Source organism: Methylocapsa polymorpha (genome assembly GCF_045689225.1).
Lineage (GTDB): Bacteria > Pseudomonadota > Alphaproteobacteria > Rhizobiales > Beijerinckiaceae > Methylocapsa > Methylocapsa polymorpha.
On the sequence record NZ_CP136862.1, the window covers coordinates 2,793,827 to 2,812,475 of the forward strand.

Below are 18,649 nucleotides of genomic sequence, written 5' to 3' on the forward strand. Positions count from 1 at the left end.
ACCCGTCAAGTCTTTGGAAGGCGAAGCGATTGCCGCTTCGCCGAGAGCGCCAGCTCGGCGCGGGGCCGCCACGCATCATTCTACCGACGTCCGGCTTGCGCGCGACCTTGAATTGCCGCGCAACGTCGCGGCGCTCCGCAATCAGCTCCGTCAACAACAGGCCGAGTGGTCCCCTTACGCCGCCGCCCTGATGGCCTTGCCGGTCTTTTCCACGATCTCGCCAATCTGCGCTTCGCTCACGATCAAGGGCGGCGTCAGCACGAGGGAATCGCCGGCGATCCGCACAAGCAGATCGAAGGCGTGGAACGCGTGATCCATCGCCTCGAAGCCGCGCTTGCCCGGGGCGTCGGGCTTGCCGGCGAGGTCGATCGCGGCGGTGAGCCCGACATTGCGAATGTCGAGCACATTGGGCAAGCCTTTCAAGGAATGCACGGCGTCGGCCCAGACCGGCTCCAGCTTCGCCGCGCGCGCAAAAAGATCCTCTTCAACATAGAGGTCCAGCGTCGCAAGGCCGGCGGCGCAAGCGAGAGGATGTCCGGAATAGGTGTAGCCGTGAAAAAGCTCGACCGCATGGTCGGGGCCTTTCATGAAGGCGTCGTAGATCGGCTTGCGGACGATGACGCCGCCCATTGGCACGGCGCCCGAGGTCACGCCTTTGGCGAAGGTGATCATGTCGGGAACGACGCCATAGCGCTCCGCCGCGAAAGCGTGGCCGAGGCGTCCGAAACCGCATATGACCTCGTCAAAAATCAGCAATATGCCGTGTTTGTCGCAAATCGCCCGCAGGCGCTCCAGATAGCCCTTGGGCGGCGGAAGCACGCCCGTCGAGCCGGCCATGGGCTCGACGATCACCGCGGCGATGGTCGAGGAATCATGCAGGCCGACGATCTTTTCGAGCTCATCGGCGAGATGCGCGCCCCATTCTGGCTCGCCCTTTGTGAAGGCCTGCTCGGCGCGATTGTAGGTTGATGGCAGATGATCGACGCCGGCGAGAAGATTGCCGAAAACCTTCCGATTCGCGACCATGCCGCCGACGGCGGTGCCGCCGAAGCCGACGCCATGATAGCCGCGCTCGCGTCCGATGAGCCGCTGGCGCGCGCCTTGGCCGCGAATATTATGGTAGGCGAGGGCGATTTTCAGCGCCGTGTCGACCGCCTCCGAGCCTGAATTCGTGAAGAAGACATGGTCGAGATCGGCGGGGGCCAGAGCCGCGACCCGGCTCGCCAGAGCGAAGGCCTTCGGATGCCCGAATTGAAAGGGCGGCGCGAAATCAAGCTCGGCGGCTTGCGCTTGGATGGCCGCGACGATCGGCGCGCGACTATGCCCGGCATTGGCGCACCACAAGCCCGCCGTTCCGTCGAGAATCGCGCGGCCGTCCGGCGTGAAATAATGCATGTTCTTGGCCGAAGCCAGAATGCGCGGGCTCTGCTTGAAGGCGCGGTTGGCCGTAAATGGCATCCAATAGGCTTCAAGGTCATTTGGCCGTAGGGCGTTCGCGGCGGAAACAGGCATGCGGGGCTCCGGCATGGGAGGAACACGGCCGAGTTTGATGGATTTCGATAGCCGGAAACTCAGTCGCCTCTCCGGTCGCGCCGAATCCGACCTACACTCCAGCCCAGGCAAATGCATGAGCTGTGCCGCTTCAGCAGCGATCGGCGCACCAGTCGCAGAATGATTTCGTCCCGATCCGCGCGATCATGAACAGAGTTCCGGCCAAGAAAGCAGGGCAGGCGCCTTCAAGACCTGGAATTCTCCGCAAGGCCGCGGCTTGGTCCAGGGAGAGGTCCGGCAAAAATCCGCCGATCGGCCACGCGCGCGACGGGTCCGCCTCCATTGCAGGAAAGGATGCTCTGCCACATAAGAATTTCAAGAAATAATCAGCGAGGGGCGCGAAAAAACCGCGCTCATATCTGATCCGCAGCACGAAAAGCCGCGGATCGGAAGGCGTTGTCATGCCGCCGGCGTCGCTTTTTGTCGCATTGTCGATCGCGGCGAGGAGCCGCCATTGCCAGGTCTCCTCGAATTCGCCGCCGGCGATCTTCTGGTCGGAAAGACTCCATCGCCTCTTTGCGCCCGATTCGTCGGAGCCCTCTGAGACAGGCATGGAATCGGCGATCGGGGTCTTGATCAAAACTTCGAGAGCGCGGGAGATCTGCAATTTCTCGAGATCGCCCCAGCGTTCGATGCTGGCCCAATGCGCGATCGGCAGGCCGTATTCCTCCTGAAGGAGATCGCTGAACGCGGTCAAGCCGGCTTCCAAATCCGCCTGCGAATGGGACACGTGATTCTGAAGCCTCGCCGGAGAAAAAACTTTTTTCCTTCAATCCGGCTTTACATTCAAGCTTCGGCCCGTTCAAAGAGCTTCGCGTCGGGGGAAAGTGGATGATAATTGCGCTTGTGGTCCTCGCCGCGTTCACGGCCGGCTTCATCAATGCCGTGGCGGGAGGCGGATCGTTTCTCACCTTCCCGGCGCTGATCGCCGCTGGCCTTCCGCCGATCGATTCCAACGCCTCGAGCACGGTCGCGCTTTTTCCTGGCCAGATCGCGACCGCCTTCATCGCGCGCGACGGACTCGCCATGGCCTCGAAAGATAAGCGCATCAATGTGCCGGCGCTCGCAGCGATCAGCCTTGCCGGCGGGCTTATCGGCGGCCTTCTTCTTCTCGTGACGCCGCAGAGCCTGTTCAGCCGCATCGTACCCTGGCTGATCCTGTTTGCGACGGCGGTCTTCGCGGGTGGGAATTTTTTGCGGCCTGGCGAAGGAAGCTTCCAGCTGAACCGCGCCGGCATTTTCATCGCGCAAGGCGTGGTCGCCGTCTATGGCGGCTATTTCGGCGGCGGCATAGGCATTCTGATGCTCGCGGCGCTCACGCTTTATGGCCTGCGCGACATCTGGCTGATGAACAGCCTGAAGATTCTCCTGGCCGTTCTGATGAACGCGGCCGCAGTCGTCACCTTCATCGTCGCCGGCCTGGTTCATTGGCATTTGACCTTTATTGTCGGGGGCGCCTCCATTGCCGGCGGTTACGTGGGGCTCTTTGCCGCGCGGCGGATGCCGGCCTCGATCGTCAAAGGCTTTGTCGTTGTGGTTGGCGTGACCCTTTCGATCTTTTTCTTCTTGAAACCTGCGTGAGCGGATCGCGTTAGCTCCGCGATGCGCGATGAAGCCGGCGGGAAATGGTTGCCCATCATGCGACAGGTTTATTTTGACGGCCATGGCGGACCTGAAGTCATCCGAATAGGCGAAGCCGGGGCGCCCGAACCCGGACCCGGCAAGGTTTTGATCGAGGTCGCCGCCGCTGGCGTCAATCGCCCCGATTGCTTGCAGCGCGCCGGCGCCTATCCGCCGCCGAAGGGCGAAACCGATATTCCGGGCCTGGAGGTTTCCGGACGCGTGGTCGCGCGGGGTGAAGGCGTGAGCTGGCCGAAGGAAGGCGATGAGGTCTGCGCCCTTCTTGGTTCCGGCGGCTACGCCGACTATGCGCTGGCCGACGCGGCGCTTTGCCTCCCTGTTCCAAAGCCGTTGAGCGTCATGGAAGCGGCCGGACTGCCGGAAACCTTTTTCACCGTTTTCGACAATGTTTTTACGCGCGGGAGGCTCAAACCGGGCGAGACATTCCTTGTCCATGGCGGCTCCAGCGGGATCGGCTCGACCGCGATCCAGCTCGCAAAGCAATTTGGAGCCAAAGTCATCGCGACGGCCGGGTCGGCCGAGAAATGCGCCTTCTGCCGCGCCCTCGGAGCCGATTTCGCCATCGACTACAAGCGGCAGGACTTCGTTGAGGAGGTCAAAACTATTGTGGGCAAGCGCGGCGTCGACGTCGTGCTCGATATGGTCGGCGGGACTTATCTGCAAAAAAACATTTCGATCATGGCGACCGAGGGACGATTGGTTCAGATCGGTTTTCTGCAATCAGGCATTATCGAGAATTTCGATTTTCGCCCGGTCATGCTGCGCCGTCTGACGCTGACCGGCTCGACACTGCGCGCGCGAACCGTGCAGCAAAAGGCCGAGATCGCGGACGCCTTGCGCGAAAAAGTCTGGCCGCTGCTCGACGCGGGCGCGCTCAAGCCGATTATCTGCGCGTGTTTTCCGCTGGAAGAGGCGGCCAAGGCGCATGAGCTCATGGAATCATCCTCACATATGGGGAAGATCCTGCTCGTTACCGGCAAATAGGGCTTTGCATAGTTCCATATGTCGAGTATTATCGACGTATGGACAGCGATGCCGCCATTCAAGCCCTGGCCGCACTGGCGCAGGGAACCCGCCTCGATGTGTTTCGCCTCTTGGTGAAGCATGAGCCGGACGGTCTGCCGGCGGGCGAAATCGCGCGGCAAATCGCCGTCCCGCATAATACGATGTCGGCGCATCTCGCGGCGTTGACGCGAGCTGGGCTCATTGAGGGAGGGAGACAAAGCCGCTCCATCATCTATCGCGCCAATCTCGGCGCGGTTCGGCGGCTCGTGACGTTTTTGCTGGAGGATTGCTGCGGCGGGCGGCCGGAGGCTTGCGGGCCTCAGGTCAATGACCTCGCCTGCTGCGCGCCGGAGGAGGCTGCGCATGACTGACCGCATCTATAACGTCCTTTTTCTTTGCACCGGAAACAGCGCCCGTTCGATCATCGCCGAGGCGATCCTCAACAAGGATGGGGCGGGGCGCTTCAAAGCTTTCTCGGCCGGCAGCCATCCTAAGGGCGCCGTCAATCCATTCGCCATCAAGGTTCTTGAAAGCTTCGACTATCCGACCGATGGGCTGCGCTCGAAAAGCTGGGAGGAGTTCGCCCAACCTGGGGCGCCTGTGATGGATTTCGTGTTCACGGTCTGCGACGACGCGGCGGGCGAAGTCTGCCCGGTCTGGCCCGGCCAGCCGATGACGGCGCATTGGGGAATCGAGGACCCGGCCGCAGTCCAAGGAACCGACATTCAGAAAGAGTCCGCCTTCATTTTAGCGCATCGTTATCTGAAGACGCGGATCTCTGTGTTCATCAATTTGCCGATCAAGAGCCTCGACCAGCTCACGCTCGGCGCCCGGTTGCGCGAGATTGGCCTGGCCGAAGGCGCGAGCAACCGTCGGCAGGATGTGGCGTGAGCGCGATGGACGTAATCATCTACCACAATCCCAATTGCGGCACGTCGCGCAATACGCTCGGCCTCATCCGCAACGCCGGCGTCGAGCCGCATATCATCGAATATCTGAAAACCCCGCCGACGCGGCTGTTGCTGCGCCAGCTCGCCGCCCGCACCGGCGCGCCGCTGCGCGCTCTGATGCGCGAGAAAGAGCCGATCTTTCGCGAGCTGGGACTCGATAATGCAGCCGTTGACGACGAGGCTTTGCTCGACGCCATCGAGGCGCATCCCATTCTCCTCAATCGGCCGATCGTGGTCACGCCCAAAGGCGTGCGGCTTTGCCGTCCTTCGGAGCTCGTCATCGATCTTCTGCCGCCGCAGCGTGGCGAATTCTTCAAGGAAGATGGCGAGCGCGTGGTCGATGAACATGGCCGTCAAGTGGCCTCTGCCTGAATTTGCGACAGAGTTAAGGAAAGCGCGCCATGTCCAATTTCGAACGCTATCTGACCCTTTGGGTCGCTCTCTGCATCGCGGCCGGCGTCGCGCTCGGCTCTGTCGCGCCGGGCGCCTTTCACGCGATCGGCGCGATCGAGATCGCCAAGGTCAATCTTCCTGTCGCGGCGCTCATCTGGCTGATGATCGTGCCCATGCTGCTCAAGATCGATTTCTCAGCGCTTGGGCAGGTGCGTCGGCATTGGCGCGGCGTAGGCGTCACGCTTTTCATCAATTGGGCGGTGAAGCCTTTTTCGATGGCGGCGCTCGGCTGGCTTTTCATCGGCTATCTGTTTCGGCTGCTTCTGCCTGCGGCGGAGATAGAATCCTATATCGCCGGCTTGATCCTTCTCGCCGCCGCGCCCTGCACGGCAATGGTCTTCGTGTGGTCGAACCTTGTCCGGGGCGAACCGCATTTCACGCTGAGCCAGGTCGCGCTCAACGACGTGATCATGGTCTTCGCCTTCGCGCCCATTGTCGGCCTGCTCCTGGGCCTGTCGGCGATCACGGTTCCCTGGGATACGCTCGTCCTTTCCGTGGCTCTCTATATTGTGATCCCGGTTATCGCGGCGCAGATCGCGCGGCGTTGGATTCTGGCGTCGGGCGGCGCGGCGGCTCTGACGCGCCTGCTGGCAAGCTTGCAGCCGGCGTCGCTCGCCGCCCTGCTCGCGACGCTTGTGCTCCTATTCGGGTTTCAGGGGGAGCAAATCCTCGCCCAGCCGCTTGTGATCGCGCTGCTGGCGGTCCCGATCCTGATCCAGGTCTATTTCAATGCCGGGCTCGCTTATCTCCTCAATCGCGCCGTTGGCGAGCAGCATTGCGTCGCCGGGCCTTCGGCGCTGATCGGCGCGAGCAATTTCTTCGAGCTGGCGGTGGCTGCCGCCATCAGCCTGTTCGGCTTCAATTCCGGGGCTGCGCTCGCCACGGTGGTCGGCGTCCTGATCGAGGTCCCGGTGATGCTCTCGGTCGTGCAGATCGTTAATGCAAGCCGCGGCTGGTACGAACGCGGCCTTTCCGGCGCGGCCGCGCCGGCCGCAGAGACCCGCCGCCTTGTCTGATCTCGAGGCGCATCCAATGTCTCCGACCTCTATTTGACGAGACCGGCTTCCGAGGGTCATAGCGCATTGCCGCAGGAGAGCCTGTCCGCCAGCTGACGGGCTGGACGCTTCGCGGCGGCGCGCTATTCATGGACTTCTCCTGACCTGCCGGAGAAACGAAAATGAGCGAGGAAATTGCGCGACGCCCCGCTTCGCCAAGGCGCGAGGATTACTCGATCGTTGAGGGCTCGCGCGGCCCGCGCCGTGATTTCAGGATCACCGTCGGACTGCGTGAGGGTTGGGACGCGGAAGGACGGGTCTATGATGTGTCGGAGGCGGTGCGAACGGCGAAAGCCTGGATGACTCGCAGGGTTGCGGCGCGCCTGCCTGCCTTGTCGGGCATGTTCACCCGCGCCGAGGTAACCTATGCTTGGCCGCGTCCGGACGGATCGGTCGGCTCCGAGCGCGAGCCTGTGGCGGTCTTCACCGGCGAGGCGGTGCATGCCTATCTCGGGAGCCTGCCCGATAAGGACATTGAGGCGATGTTGAATGAGCTGGCGGTCGAACTTGGCGCCGCCTTGGGGCAGGAACGCCTCTATGTCGCATTCTGCGACCGAACCTGGATTCTCGACGCTGGCGAACGTGAGTAGCGGGTGTTGAGCAAGTAAGTGACGAGGCGAACCTTGAGGATGCGGCGGCGTCACCCGTCGCGCAAATTGGCGATCTCGACCAGATTCGCGTCGAGGTCGCGTATGTAGATGGATATGAGAGGACCTGCGGCGCCGACTTTATCTACGGGCCCGTGTTCGATCGGCACGCCAAGCCGCTTCAGATGCGCGATGACATTTTCAATGGATGTCGAGGCGATAAAGCAGAAGTCGCCGGAGCCCGGCGTCGGCGTCTTCGCCTTAGGCTCAAACTCATGTCCGGCGAGGTGGAGATTGATCTTCTGATCGCCGAAGCGCAGCGCCTTGCGCCCTTCGCCGAAAGTCTCCACCTTCAGCCCAAGAACATCCGCGTAGAATGCGCAGGTCCGCTCCAGGCTGGCCACTGTCAGCACCAGATGGTCGAGATGATCAATCTGGATCACGCCTTCATTCCCTGGATGTTGGAGGTCCCGCCAAATGCAGATCAGCCGCCTGCCGGCCGGCGCGGCGCGATCAGCTTGGCCGCCAGAATTTGGACCACCTCGTCTCGCTGGTTGCGCGTCTCGCTGCGGATTGTGACCATGCCGCGATCGGGGCGGGACCGCGATGGCTTGATCTCGACGATTTCGCTCTCGACCCGCAGAATGTCGCCGGGACGGGTTGGCTTCGGCCAGGTGATTTCCCCTCCCGCCCCAATGACGCCCCCCGCGATCGGCAAGCCGCCGCCGACCAGAAGCCGCATGGTGATCGCCGCTGTGTGCCAGCCGCTTGCCGCCAGCCCGCCGAATAGCGTGGCCTTCGCTGCCTCGTCGTCGAGATGAAACGGCTGCGGATCGAACTGCGATGCGAAATCGATCACTTGCCTTTCGTCGAGGGCATGCGCCGCGCTCACGAAGCGTTGTCCTACATGAAGCTCATCCAGATAGAAACGCGGGGTCGCGTCATCTCCACTCGCAGGCGTCATGGCCGGCCTCTTGCGATTTGCGCAACTTCATGGTCGAGCCTCGCGCGATCCTAGGCCGGGGCGCCCGTCGCGAGTTCGGCCAGGGCGACGAGTTTGACGTCGAGTTTCCTTGCGGCTTCGGCGACATGTTCGTTGTCGAGATGGCTCATAAGCGATGAGGGAAGGTCATAGGCCAATCGAACCGTCTTGCTGCCGGCGTCCTCATAGATCATCAGTCGAACAGGGACGTTGAGGCCGGCGCCGAGCTCATGCTTGATCATGGTTTGGGCGATCAGCGGATTGCCGATCGTATACAACCTGGCTTTGGCTTTCAACTCGATCCGGGCCAGCCACGCCCCGTGATCGACAGTCATGAAGCGCATGAAGCCGCTCGCGCCTTCGCGCAATTGGACGCGGGCTTCGAAGTCCGATGGGCTCCGCGCGGCCTCGATATCGTCTTGCAACTCTCCATTCTCGACCGAGCCCAAGGCCGCTTCAAAGGCGGCGATCACCTCGTCGAACGATCGAGCGCTGATATGTTCGTGGTGGCGGACCGTGAATTCATCTATCATGACAATCTCCCGGCCGCCGCTCGCGCCGCGGCGAGCTGCACGAGAGCCGAAGACGGTCCCTGATTTGGCGTCCAGCTGTGGCTCTCGGCGAACCTGATGAATTCATCGAGGTGCTCGTCCTCGGTTTCGCGTCGCCACATGAGGCCGATCGTGCGGCCTACGCCCAAGTCGGACACGGGCACCTGCTTCACCTCCGGCACAACAAAATGGGCGGGAGTAAACGCTACGCCAATTCCGGCAGCGACGAGAGCGAACGCCCTATCATCTTGGTCGGTTCGATACACGACCTTGATCTTTATGCCGCGCGAATCGAGCGCGTCGCTCGCATCCTGGAATTTGTCGCAGCCCGTCCGCACGATGAAAGGCTCGTTGTGAAGGTCGGCGAGAGTCACAGCTTGCCGCCCTGCGAAGCGGTGGTTTTTGGGAACGGCCAATACATAGGGTTCATCGAAGAGAATTCGACTCCCGAACTTCGAGGAGTCGCGCTCGAAAATCGTCAGGATCGTATCGAGCTTCCCTTGATCCAGGAGCGTGACCAATTGCTCGCATGTGCCGTCGGAAAGTTCGATAGCCACGAGCGGCTTGTCGCGCCGGAAGGAGCACAACAACTTGGACACCTGTTGGCTGGACAGCGACTGCAATATTCCGATTCTCAAAAGCTTCGGCGTGGTGAACGCCTTGAGTTCGGCTTTCACCGTATTGCCCACATAGAGCATGGTCTTGCCGGCCTCGAGCAGCCGCATCCCCGCAGGGGTTGCAACAACCGAAGAGCGCCGCCGCTCAAGCAATTTGATTTCGAGCTCCGCCTCGAGTTTCGCAATGCTGGCCGAGATCGCCGGCTGCGAAACCGCTTCGCGCTGGGCGGCTTTGGTGAAACTGCCGGTTTCAACGACGGAGATGAAATGCCTGATCTGGTAGAGCTCCATGCATAAACACTACCTATTTACACGGCTATGATAAAGGATTTTCCTATAGGCTAAGGCGAGCGGTTGGTTCGTGAGCCCTTCGTCGTCGGACCTGTCGCCAAGGCGTCGCTTCGGAGCGCGACGGAGCAGGTCCCGGCTAAGGCGTCGCCCTTTCGAACGCCGTCACCCCTCCGGTCTCAGCGTCAATAAGGTCAAACCGATTGGGATAGGCCTCCAACAAAGTCGCCCAATAGTTCTTGCCGTTGTCGAGCGCGAGCCTGAGCGTCCCGTTCGATCCCAATGTGTAGGCGCCAGGTTCTGAAGCCGCTGGTTCAGAGCGTCCGGCGGAGCTTACGCCGATTGTCCTATCCGCACGAAACACGATCGACGAATGGCCGTCCGTAGCTTGCCATTCACCAACGATCGGGACGTTCACCGTGGCGTTCGAGTGCAGGCTGGTTTCTCGCGTCAAGCTGAAATTGTTGAGAAAAAAGATGGAGAGGACGCAAATGCCCAAAACCATCAATTCAAGCGGAATCCGCTTGGGCTTGTCCGGCTGGAGCGATTTCGAACTCATCACTGCATCCTCACATTCGCGGGGGTAAAGTCGTGCGTTGAAAATGGCTTCCAAATTTCTTGCTGACGCACGCCGAGCGACAATCGTTTTTTGGGACCGCTCGCAAGCAATCGATCGGCGCGCGGCGCGTGGTTGTTACGCCTGTGGTTGTGGATTTAACCCTTCCAGATTGGGCCCCGCCTTTGGCGGGCGGATGACGCCTGTGGTTGGCACGGAAGATCCGCGCAGCGGCGTTGTTGCGTCGTCGCCGGTGTCGCGCACCGGGCGGCGGCCTTGCAACAGGCCGAGGATCTCCTCGCCGGTCAGGGTCTCGAATTCGAGCAGCCCCTTGGCCAGGGTCTCGAGGTCGTTGCGCCGCTCGGTGATGATCCGGCGCGCCTCGCCGAGCCCCATTTCGACCAGCCGGCGCACTTCCGAGTCGATCTTCTGCGCGGTGGCCTCGGAGATGGTGGTCTGCCGCCCCATCGAATAGCCGAGGAAGACCTCCTGCTGGTTGTCGCCATACATCACCGTGCCGAGCTCGTCGGAGAAGCCCCAGCGGGTCACCATGGCGCGCGCAAGATTGGTCGCCTGCTCGATGTCGGATTGGGCGCCGGAGGTGATCTTGTCCTTGCCGAAAATGATCTCCTCCGAAACCCGGCCGCCCATGCAGACCGCAAGGCGCGAGGTCATCTGCTCATAGGTCATCGAGAGCTTGTCCCGCTCGGGCAGCTGCATCACCATGCCGAGCGCGCGGCCGCGCGGAATGATCGTCGCCTTATGCACCGGATCGGTCGCCGGCACGCTGAGCGCGACGATGGCGTGGCCGCCCTCGTGATAGGCGGTGAGCATTTTCTCGTCCTCGGTCATCACCATGGTGCGCCGCTCGGCGCCCATCATGATCTTGTCCTTGGAATCCTCGAACTCGGCCATGGTGACGACGCGCTTGCCGCGCCGCGCCGCCAGAAGCGCCGCCTCATTGACGAGATTCATGAGATCCGCGCCGGAAAAGCCCGGCGTGCCGCGCGCCACCGTCCGGAGCTCGACGTCCGGCGCGAGAGGCACCTTGCGGACATGCACTTTAAGGATGCGCTCGCGGCCGACCACATCCGGGTTCGGCACCACGATCTGGCGATCGAAGCGGCCGGGACGCAGCAGAGCCGGGTCGAGCACGTCGGGACGGTTGGTGGCGGCGATCAGAATGATGCTCTCATTCGCCTCGAACCCGTCCATCTCGACAAGCAGCTGGTTCAAGGTCTGCTCGCGCTCGTCATTGCCGCCGCCGAGGCCCGCGCCGCGATGCCGCCCGACCGCGTCGATCTCATCGATGAAGATGATGCAGGGCGCGTTTTTCTTGGCCTGCTCGAACATGTCGCGGACGCGGCTCGCGCCGACGCCGACGAACATCTCGACGAAATCGGAGCCCGAGATGGTGAAGAAGGGCACATTGGCCTCGCCGGCTATGGCGCGGGCGAGCAGGGTCTTGCCGGTGCCGGGCGGTCCGATGAGAAGGACGCCGCGCGGGATGCGTCCGCCGAGCCTCTGGAACCTTTGCGGATCGCGCAGAAACTCGACGATCTCCTGCAGGTCCTCCTTGGCCTCGTCGACGCCGGCGACGTCCTCGAAAGTGACCCGCCCATGCGCCTCGGTCAGAAGCTTGGCCTTGGATTTGCCGAAGCCCATGGCCTTGCCGCCCGCCCCCTGCATCTGGCGCGAGAGAAAGATCCAGACGCCGAAGATGGCGATGAGCGGCAGGCCGTTGACGAGCAGCGTCAGGAGCCAGTTATTGCCCTCGGACGGCGGCTTGGCGGAGATCGACACGTTCTTCTTGTAGAGGCTCTGCACCAGGGTCGGATCATTCGGCGCATAGGTCGCGAAGGCGCGATTGTCGGTGAAATGGCCGGTGATCTCATTGCCGGCGATGGTGACCTCGCGGACATGCCCCTGGTCGACCTCATTCAGGAGCTGGCTGAACGAGATGTCTTGCGTCGGCGCCCGCTGGCCCGGGTTCTGGAACAGCATGACCAGCGCGACCACGAGCAGGATAATGATTACCCAAAGCGCGAAATTTCGGAAGTTCGGATTCATTGTCGTTCCCGCCGCGGTTCTAAGCAAATTGAGAAGGTGACCGGATAGCGTTGTGACTTGCACAGGTCAGGCCGCCAGGACCGCGGTGCAAACGCCTCCCTTAGTCGATGACCGTTCGCCATGTCGGCATAACGCCGACATTGTATGCTCCTTCGGCGTGTGTGCAGAGTATGTGAAGCAGCGAGACAAATGAAATCGTATGTTTTTATCGCGGGAATAGAAGATGCTTATGAAGCATTGCCCTGATCGCCCGAGATGGGGCTCGGCCTCATCATTTATTTTTATGTCAGGAATAGAAAATGCTTATCCAACACCAGTTGCCCCTCTCGACTTCAGTCTCGTCATCATGATTATGGTTCTGCCTCGCTTTCATGCCAGGGGCGGGGCCGATGCGCGTTCTTGATGTATGTCGTCATCAGCAATGAGATTTTGTCTGACGCACGAGCTACGCCTGTCGCCACGCAGGCAGATGCGGATCGGCAAGCTCGATGTCGACCGGGCCTATGCCGAAGATTGCGATCACCACAGGCTCTTTGGCGCCGTGAGGCACGCCGTCATAATGGAAGGTCCGCGCGGTCCGCTTGACGTAGCCGCCTGCCGGCACCGGCACAGCCATATCCGGCGTGAAGTCGGCGCCGCTGTTGACCCACCATGTGCCGGACATGACCATCTGGATTCGATCGGTGGCGTAGCTGTGCGGCGCGCTGAACCAGCCAGGGTTCCATTTCATCAGGACCAAGTAGGGGCCAGGCCGGTCAAGGTCCCCGTAGAGTTTCGCCATTTCGCCGCTGCCCGGCGGCAACCCAGCCCAGGGGGCGAAGCTGATGTCGCCGTGTTGCAGGATGAAGGTCTGCTTCGGATCGATTTCCGAAGCCTTGGCCGCGCTTGCCAGCATGGCCGGCAACAGCGCTGTCAGAAGGAATGTCCGGCGTTGCATGAGTTTCTCCTGGTCGCGGCATGCAGGCTTTCTGAGCGCGCGCGTCAACCTAGGGCGCCGCGCGCAATCGCGATGGCCATGAGACCCCATTCCCAGATCGCCTCAGGTCGCTACATGTGGCGACATCCGTAAGTTCTGGTGCGTCATGCAATGGGGTAGTCGGCGCCCAAGCTGGTCGTCTTCCAGAGGTCTACCTCCTGCAGCATCGAGCGCAGGTGGCTTTCGACATTGTCGAAGCCTTCATGACCGAGCACGAGATGCCGCGGCGGCGTGCGCGATTGCACCGCCTTGATGACGGCCTCGGCGGCGCGCGCAGGATCGCCCGCTTGCCTGCCGCTATATCCGGGGATTTCCCTGCGTCGGCGGCCAGCCGTCGTCTCGTAGTCAGCAATGACGTCGGTTGATTGTTTTAGTGATCGCCCAGCCCAATCCGTCCGAAACGGGCCAGGCTCGACCACGAGCACATGGAGTCCTAGCGGCTCCACCTCCTGCGCGAGGGACTCCGACAGGCCCTCAACCGCAAATTTGGTGGCCGCATAATAGCCGGAACCGGCAAAGCCGACGATCCCGCCTACGGACGCGATATTGACGATATGCCCGCGCCGCCGAGCCCGCATTCCCGGCAGAACCGCGCGGATCATCGCGGCCAAGCCGAAGAAGTTAGTCTCGAACATGGCGCGGATGTCTTTCTCGTCACCTTCCTCCACTGCGGCCATGTAACCGTAGCCGGCATTGTTGACGAGCACGTCGATGCGGCCAAACGCGCGCTCCGCTTCGCTAACGGCGCGCTTGATCTGATCCGGCTTCGTCACGTCCAGGGCGAAGGCTTTCGCGTTGTCTTCATGCCCGGCGATGAGATCGTCGAGCTTCTTCGGATCGCGCGCCGTCGCGGCTACGCGAAATCCATGCGCGAGCGCGGCGCGGACGAACTCGCGCCCGAACCCTGTGGAGCAGCCGGTGACGAACCAAACGGGAGAATCGGCGTTGCTGTCTGCCATAAGTCACTTTCCTTTGAACGATGCCACCAGGTCGAAAGACCGGTCCGGCTCTCTTCAAACCGCTGACGGCGGCGGAAAATGCCGCGCGGCGCAGGACCGGACGCGCGCCATGTGTTGATCTGCGATTGAGCGCGGGAGGTCCGGCGCAACCTCGTCGAAATGCAGATGTTCGAGCAGATCGAATCCGGCGGACCGGAAGATATGCGTGTCCTGGAGAATTTCGACAGCCTTCCAATTGCCGCTTTCAATTAGGATCCGCAACGGCGCTCCCGAGATTGTGATCAGAACCGCCTTCTTCCCGGAGAGAAGCCCGCGCACGAGGCCGTTGTGTGATTCATAGGCGAAGCCGCGCGCGAAAACGCGGTCGATATACCCTTTCATCATCGCCGGCATCGACATCCACCAAAGAGGGTAGATGACGGTAAGAACGTCGGCGGAGCGTATATCATCCTGCGCCTGCGCCACATCCGAGCAGGGCGGATGATCGGCGCTCGCTGGCGCAAGCTCGCGCGCGGCGAGGACGGGATTGAAGCCCATGCGGTAGAGATCATATGTCTGCTGGCTGTGGCCGAGCTTTTCCAATTCTGCGGCATAGGCGCGCGTCAGCCCCATCGTGAAGCTGTCTTCGGCGGGATGAGCCACGACGACGAGGTGCTTCATATGATCCTCCGATAAAATTTGGTATCGGTCATTTCGGGCGAGCCGTCGCTGATCTGCCTCAAGATAGGCGCGAGAGCTCGCAGGCGTTAATGCCTGCGCGAGGATGCTGAGGGCCCGGTAAGCGACAAGCGCGCCTGATGCAGCCTTCTACGGTTTGCGCCCCGCTTTCGCTCCGTCTCGCTGGCTCGGGGACGCGCTCTTGACCTGCGGATAAAACTCATCTAACCGGATCGTTCTTGGCGCGTCTTCGGGCGCGCCAAGCTTTTGCGATGGGCTTTGTCCCATTCTAAGACGCACCCGCGGCGCTTCCTTCATCAAGCAGATTTCTGTTCAAGCAGATTTCCGCTGAAGCGATGAGCCTGTCGGCTTGGCCTTGTTTCAAGGCCTCGCAGAGGAGGGCGCGTTCCTCCCCCCTTGCCGGTGGAGGACGCCGTTTTGAGCGCTGCGCTTCCAGCGTCGACTCCGCGCGTCCTCTCGCCAGCGTATCTATCAAGAGGACACGCGATGACGAAACGCGCTGAAGCCAAGTATAAGATCGACCGCCGGATGGGCCAGAATATCTGGGGCCGTCCGAAGAGCCCGGTGAATCGGCGCGAATATGGACCGGGCCAGCATGGCCAGCGCCGCAAGGGCAAGCTTTCGGATTTCGGCACCCAGCTCAAGGCCAAGCAGAAGCTCAAAGGCTATTACGGCAATATTTCGGAAAAGCAGTTCCGCAAATATTACGCCGAAGCGATCCGCTTGAAGGGCGACTCCGGCGACAACCTAATCGGTCTTTTGGAGCGCCGTCTCGACGCCGTCATCTATCGCGCCAAATTCGTGCCGACTGTCTTCGCCGCGCGGCAGTTCGTCAGCCATGGCCACGTCAAGGTCAATGGACGGCGGGTCAATATCGCCTCCTATCAGGTCAAGGTCGGCGATGTGATCGAGCTGAAGGAATCCTCGCGCGAGATCATTCTCGTCCTCGAGGCGAAGCAACTCGCCGAGCGCGACGTGCCGGACTATTACGATGTCGATCATAATAAGATGAGCGCGAAGCTCACCCGGATACCGCTGCCCGCGGAAGTGCCTTATCCGGTGGTCATGGAGCCCAATCTCGTCATCGAGTTCTATTCGCGCTGATCCTCGATCGACGCCGGAGGCCGAGTCGGCGACCAATGCGAACGGCGGATTGCTTCAATCCGCCGGACTCGAGGCTCAGGGTGAATCGTTCGGCGATTTCGGCTGTCCGAATCGGGATACGAAATTCTTGACCTGTTGGGCCAATCGCGCGGCTTGGCCGACGCGATCGGCCGCCTGCGCGGGGGCGTTCCTGACCGCGCTCGTCACCGCGCCAGCCTGTTTCTGGGCCGCAGTCAGCGGGTTATCAACGGAAAACCTTATTTCGATCTTCTTGCTGACCGTGACCTCTACATATTCATAGTCGTCGTCCGTCGCATTGGCCATCGACCTGCTCCTTCATGAGATCGCCACGGTTGGCGCGGAGATCGTATTTATCCCAACCTGCGACAAGGTGAGATTCAGAAATTCATAGGGCGCGACGACATTGTGCAGCTCTATTTTGCCGATCGACGTGCTGGCGCTGATATTATGGATTACCAGCTGATCGATATGGGCCTCGGCGCTGGGTTTGACCTTGAGCAACAGGTCGAGGCAGCCGAGATCAATATGGAACGCCTTCGGCTTTGGGGTCGCGGCCACATCCACGCCCTGGCTCGCAATATCCGCGACCGATGCGCTGGGGAGCGCCAGATTGGATAGAGCCAGTTGCCCGAGCGGGAACGCGTCTCCATGGATCTTCCCGATCGTGAGCGAATCGATGCTTGCGGCGGGCGCGCCGAAGCCGCCGATGTTCAAGGCTCCGATCCCGAGCCCCGCGATCGAGAACCCCTGCGTGGGCAGTTTGAGATTGCGGGCCTGGATCTGCTCCGCGACCAAGGCCCCGAGCTGCAGACTCGCGATTGGATTGGCGGTCGCCGCGACATTCGCGACATTCAGGCTGGCTATGTCGATCTTGAATTTCTCGAGCCCCGGCAGCTTGATGTCGCCGAAGGCCACGGTAAAATTCTGGATGCCGATGTCCACCACGCCGTTGTCGTCGAACGCGGCGCCGGGCACATCGATATGCAGGCGCCACTCCAGGCTCATGGCGTAATTGATTGTCACGCGGAAGTTGCGCAGGATGCCGCCGTCGCACGCGGCGTTGAGCTCGAAATCAGTCACGACCAGCTGGCCGATCTGGATCGGGCCTATTCCGATATCGCCGACGCTGATCGCATTGACGCCAAATTGCTGGATGTCCGCTTCCGCGATTGTCGCTAGCATCTCTCGCCCTTCTGCTTAAATGCGCTTTCCGCGGCCGCTCCCGGTTGCGGCTCTGGAGCCCCCTCTGCGCGTGTTGCGGTCAATCAATCGCCGGGCGGCTTTCGCTGCGCCTGCGGGGCGAGCAGCGTCGGGTGGATCCGATTGACTGCGCCGACGACCTCCTTGAGCTGACTCGCAAGCTCGCTCAATCTCTGCAGATGGCCTGCGAGCTCCGGGTGGACCCCGGTCTCGCCCGCTTCGATCGGCCGGCTGCTGATCTGCGTAAGCGGCGTGAGTATGTCCTCAAGCGTCACATTGATCTCGTATTTTTTCACCGGAACAAGGGTGACTTCAGGCGTTTCATCCGCGGCCATCGGCGCCTCCTTCACGAGACGGTAAATTCCGGAATCTCGATCGTGTTGATCCCGATTTGAGAAAGGGTGAGATTGAGCGCGTCATAGGGCAGCACGACATTATGCAGAACAACCTGGCCCACGGTCGCGCTCGCATTTGCGCCAGTGATCTCAAGATGGTCGATGTGCGACAGCGCAGATGGCGTGATCTTGATCGAAAGGCGCAAGATGCCGGCGTCGAAACCGACCGACCGCGACGGCAGATTGGCTGGTATGTCGAGCGGCGCCGAGCTGCTTAGCTGAGGAATCTGAGCGGTCGGCAATTGCAGGCCGCTCAAGTTGAACGCCGGGATTTTCACCGGGTCGCCATGCACGTGGCGGATCGTGGCCGTGTCGATCTTTGCGGCCGGGACGCTGATTGTCTCCCCCTGCACCGAGTTGATCGTCAGGCCGGCGATCGTAAAGCCGGCCGAGGGCAGCGCTGTGTCTTGCGCTTGGATCTGGTCGGCAGTCGTGTTGTGGAGCTGGAGGCTCAGTGGGTTCGCCGAAACCGATAGGTTCTGAGCGGTCAACGACGGAATATTGATATGGACGTTGTTCAGCCCTGGGATCACGATATTGCCGACCGGCATCGAGAAGCTGAAGGAGCCGAGATCATATGTGTCGCCGACGTCAATGTCGGGGATTCCATCCGGCAAGCCGACGTGGACGTGCCATTCGACCGAGATCTGCAACGTGACCGTGACGCTGACGTTTTGCAGCACGCCCTGCGCCGCCGACAGCGAGAAATCAGTATTGTTCAACACCAGGTCGCCGACCGTTATCGGGCCGATCGAGACCTCGCCGACCGATATGGTCGTGAGGCCCGCTTGCTGGATGTCAAGCTTTGGGACTTTGACTTGCACAGACGCCTCCCCCCGGCCTCAGCAGCCCAAGCATATCCGCTACAGCGCAGAACCAACGATCGCAACGGGCGCAGGCGCCCGCGGATCGATTCCCCCTTCCACGCCGATAGGTAAGGCTAGTCTTCGCGCCTCAATGCGTCAATGCGCACATCATGAGCGCTGCGCAGGCGCCGCGACGCATGGAGC

The 18,649-nt window shown here is 61.5% G+C and carries 23 protein-coding genes; 8 read left to right on the forward strand and 15 right to left on the reverse strand.

Annotated features, from left to right (window positions below):
* Positions 1 to 174: 174 nt before the first annotated feature.
* Both RZS28_RS12875 and RZS28_RS12880 read right to left on the reverse strand, forming a co-directional pair.
* Positions 175 to 1,512 (reverse strand): aspartate aminotransferase family protein, encoded by a 1,338-nt coding sequence (locus RZS28_RS12875; protein ID WP_407338144.1) that lies wholly within the window; start codon positions 1,510 to 1,512, stop codon positions 175 to 177.
* Between the two features lie 130 nt (positions 1,513 to 1,642).
* The gene (locus RZS28_RS12880) at positions 1,643 to 2,248 is read right to left on the reverse strand and encodes a hypothetical protein (RefSeq protein ID WP_407338145.1); all 606 of its coding nucleotides are present in this window, start codon (positions 2,246 to 2,248) and stop codon (positions 1,643 to 1,645) included.
* Positions 2,249 to 2,382: 134 nt separating this feature from the next.
* On the opposite strand from RZS28_RS12880, the gene RZS28_RS12885 reads away from it, so the two are divergent.
* The 7 genes from RZS28_RS12885 (at position 2,383) to RZS28_RS12915 (ending at position 7,245) form a co-directional block, all read left to right on the forward strand.
* A complete protein-coding gene (locus RZS28_RS12885; protein WP_407338146.1) occupies positions 2,383 to 3,132 on the forward strand; it encodes a sulfite exporter TauE/SafE family protein in 750 nt (249 codons plus the stop codon).
* Positions 3,133 to 3,189: 57 nt separating this feature from the next.
* Complete coding sequence (locus RZS28_RS12890) at positions 3,190 to 4,176, forward strand: NAD(P)H-quinone oxidoreductase (RefSeq protein ID WP_407338147.1); 987 nt, start codon at positions 3,190 to 3,192, stop codon at positions 4,174 to 4,176.
* 38 nt (positions 4,177 to 4,214) lie between these two features.
* A complete protein-coding gene (locus RZS28_RS12895; protein ID WP_407338148.1) occupies positions 4,215 to 4,568 on the forward strand; it encodes an ArsR/SmtB family transcription factor in 354 nt (117 codons plus the stop codon).
* A complete protein-coding gene (locus RZS28_RS12900; RefSeq protein ID WP_407338149.1) occupies positions 4,561 to 5,088 on the forward strand; it encodes an arsenate reductase ArsC in 528 nt (175 codons plus the stop codon). The genes RZS28_RS12895 and RZS28_RS12900 overlap by 8 nt, the downstream gene beginning before the upstream one ends.
* Before the next feature lie 5 nt (positions 5,089 to 5,093).
* Positions 5,094 to 5,519, forward strand: coding sequence for an arsenate reductase (glutaredoxin) (gene arsC, locus RZS28_RS12905; RefSeq protein WP_407341121.1), 426 nt, complete (start codon positions 5,094 to 5,096; stop codon positions 5,517 to 5,519).
* Between the two features lie 29 nt (positions 5,520 to 5,548).
* Positions 5,549 to 6,616 (forward strand): ACR3 family arsenite efflux transporter, encoded by a 1,068-nt coding sequence (gene arsB / locus RZS28_RS12910; RefSeq protein ID WP_407338150.1) that lies wholly within the window; start codon positions 5,549 to 5,551, stop codon positions 6,614 to 6,616.
* Between the two features lie 161 nt (positions 6,617 to 6,777).
* Complete coding sequence (locus RZS28_RS12915; protein ID WP_407338151.1) at positions 6,778 to 7,245, forward strand: hypothetical protein; 468 nt, start codon at positions 6,778 to 6,780, stop codon at positions 7,243 to 7,245.
* Positions 7,246 to 7,295: 50 nt separating this feature from the next.
* On the opposite strand, the gene RZS28_RS12920 is transcribed toward RZS28_RS12915, so the two are convergent.
* The 9 genes from RZS28_RS12920 to RZS28_RS12960 all read right to left on the reverse strand — a co-directional run bounded on the left by RZS28_RS12920 (position 7,296) and on the right by RZS28_RS12960 (position 14,901).
* Positions 7,296 to 7,685, reverse strand: coding sequence for a VOC family protein (locus RZS28_RS12920; protein WP_407338152.1), 390 nt, complete (start codon positions 7,683 to 7,685; stop codon positions 7,296 to 7,298).
* Positions 7,686 to 7,726: 41 nt separating this feature from the next.
* Positions 7,727 to 8,206, reverse strand: a complete 480-nt coding sequence (locus RZS28_RS12925) for a MaoC family dehydratase (RefSeq protein WP_407338153.1) — start codon at positions 8,204 to 8,206, stop codon at positions 7,727 to 7,729.
* A 50-nt stretch (positions 8,207 to 8,256) separates the two neighbouring features.
* Complete coding sequence (locus tag RZS28_RS12930) at positions 8,257 to 8,757, reverse strand: DUF302 domain-containing protein (RefSeq protein ID WP_407338154.1); 501 nt, start codon at positions 8,755 to 8,757, stop codon at positions 8,257 to 8,259.
* Complete coding sequence (locus tag RZS28_RS12935; protein WP_407338155.1) at positions 8,754 to 9,683, reverse strand: LysR family transcriptional regulator; 930 nt, start codon at positions 9,681 to 9,683, stop codon at positions 8,754 to 8,756. Before RZS28_RS12935 ends, RZS28_RS12930 begins: the two co-directional genes overlap by 4 nt.
* Positions 9,684 to 9,819: 136 nt before the next feature.
* Positions 9,820 to 10,239 (reverse strand): hypothetical protein, encoded by a 420-nt coding sequence (locus RZS28_RS12940; RefSeq protein WP_407338156.1) that lies wholly within the window; start codon positions 10,237 to 10,239, stop codon positions 9,820 to 9,822.
* 135 nt (positions 10,240 to 10,374) lie between these two features.
* On the reverse strand, positions 10,375 to 12,306 hold the full coding sequence (ftsH, locus tag RZS28_RS12945; protein ID WP_407338157.1) for an ATP-dependent zinc metalloprotease FtsH: 1,932 nt from the start codon (positions 12,304 to 12,306) through the stop codon (positions 10,375 to 10,377).
* 445 nt (positions 12,307 to 12,751) lie between these two features.
* The gene (locus tag RZS28_RS12950; RefSeq protein WP_407338158.1) at positions 12,752 to 13,243 is read right to left on the reverse strand and encodes a tat pathway signal sequence; all 492 of its coding nucleotides are present in this window, start codon (positions 13,241 to 13,243) and stop codon (positions 12,752 to 12,754) included.
* A 143-nt stretch (positions 13,244 to 13,386) separates the two neighbouring features.
* A complete protein-coding gene (locus RZS28_RS12955; RefSeq protein WP_407338159.1) occupies positions 13,387 to 14,241 on the reverse strand; it encodes an oxidoreductase in 855 nt (284 codons plus the stop codon).
* Positions 14,242 to 14,295: 54 nt separating this feature from the next.
* The gene (locus RZS28_RS12960; RefSeq protein WP_407338160.1) at positions 14,296 to 14,901 is read right to left on the reverse strand and encodes an NAD(P)H-dependent oxidoreductase; all 606 of its coding nucleotides are present in this window, start codon (positions 14,899 to 14,901) and stop codon (positions 14,296 to 14,298) included.
* A gap of 504 nt (positions 14,902 to 15,405) precedes the next feature.
* Between RZS28_RS12960 and rpsD the strand changes: the two genes are divergently transcribed.
* A complete protein-coding gene (gene rpsD / locus RZS28_RS12965; protein WP_407338161.1) occupies positions 15,406 to 16,023 on the forward strand; it encodes a 30S ribosomal protein S4 in 618 nt (205 codons plus the stop codon).
* A 75-nt stretch (positions 16,024 to 16,098) separates the two neighbouring features.
* Here the strand turns inward: rpsD and RZS28_RS12970 are convergent, their stop codons facing one another.
* The 4 genes from RZS28_RS12970 to RZS28_RS12985 form a co-directional block, all read right to left on the reverse strand.
* Positions 16,099 to 16,347, reverse strand: coding sequence for a hypothetical protein (locus tag RZS28_RS12970; RefSeq protein WP_407338162.1), 249 nt, complete (start codon positions 16,345 to 16,347; stop codon positions 16,099 to 16,101).
* 12 nt (positions 16,348 to 16,359) lie between these two features.
* Positions 16,360 to 17,226, reverse strand: a complete 867-nt coding sequence (locus RZS28_RS12975) for a hypothetical protein (protein WP_407338163.1) — start codon at positions 17,224 to 17,226, stop codon at positions 16,360 to 16,362.
* 83 nt (positions 17,227 to 17,309) lie between these two features.
* On the reverse strand, positions 17,310 to 17,579 hold the full coding sequence (locus RZS28_RS12980; protein WP_407338164.1) for a hypothetical protein: 270 nt from the start codon (positions 17,577 to 17,579) through the stop codon (positions 17,310 to 17,312).
* An 11-nt stretch (positions 17,580 to 17,590) separates the two neighbouring features.
* Positions 17,591 to 18,463, reverse strand: a complete 873-nt coding sequence (locus RZS28_RS12985) for a hypothetical protein (RefSeq protein WP_407338165.1) — start codon at positions 18,461 to 18,463, stop codon at positions 17,591 to 17,593.
* Between the last annotated feature and the right edge of the window lie 186 nt (positions 18,464 to 18,649).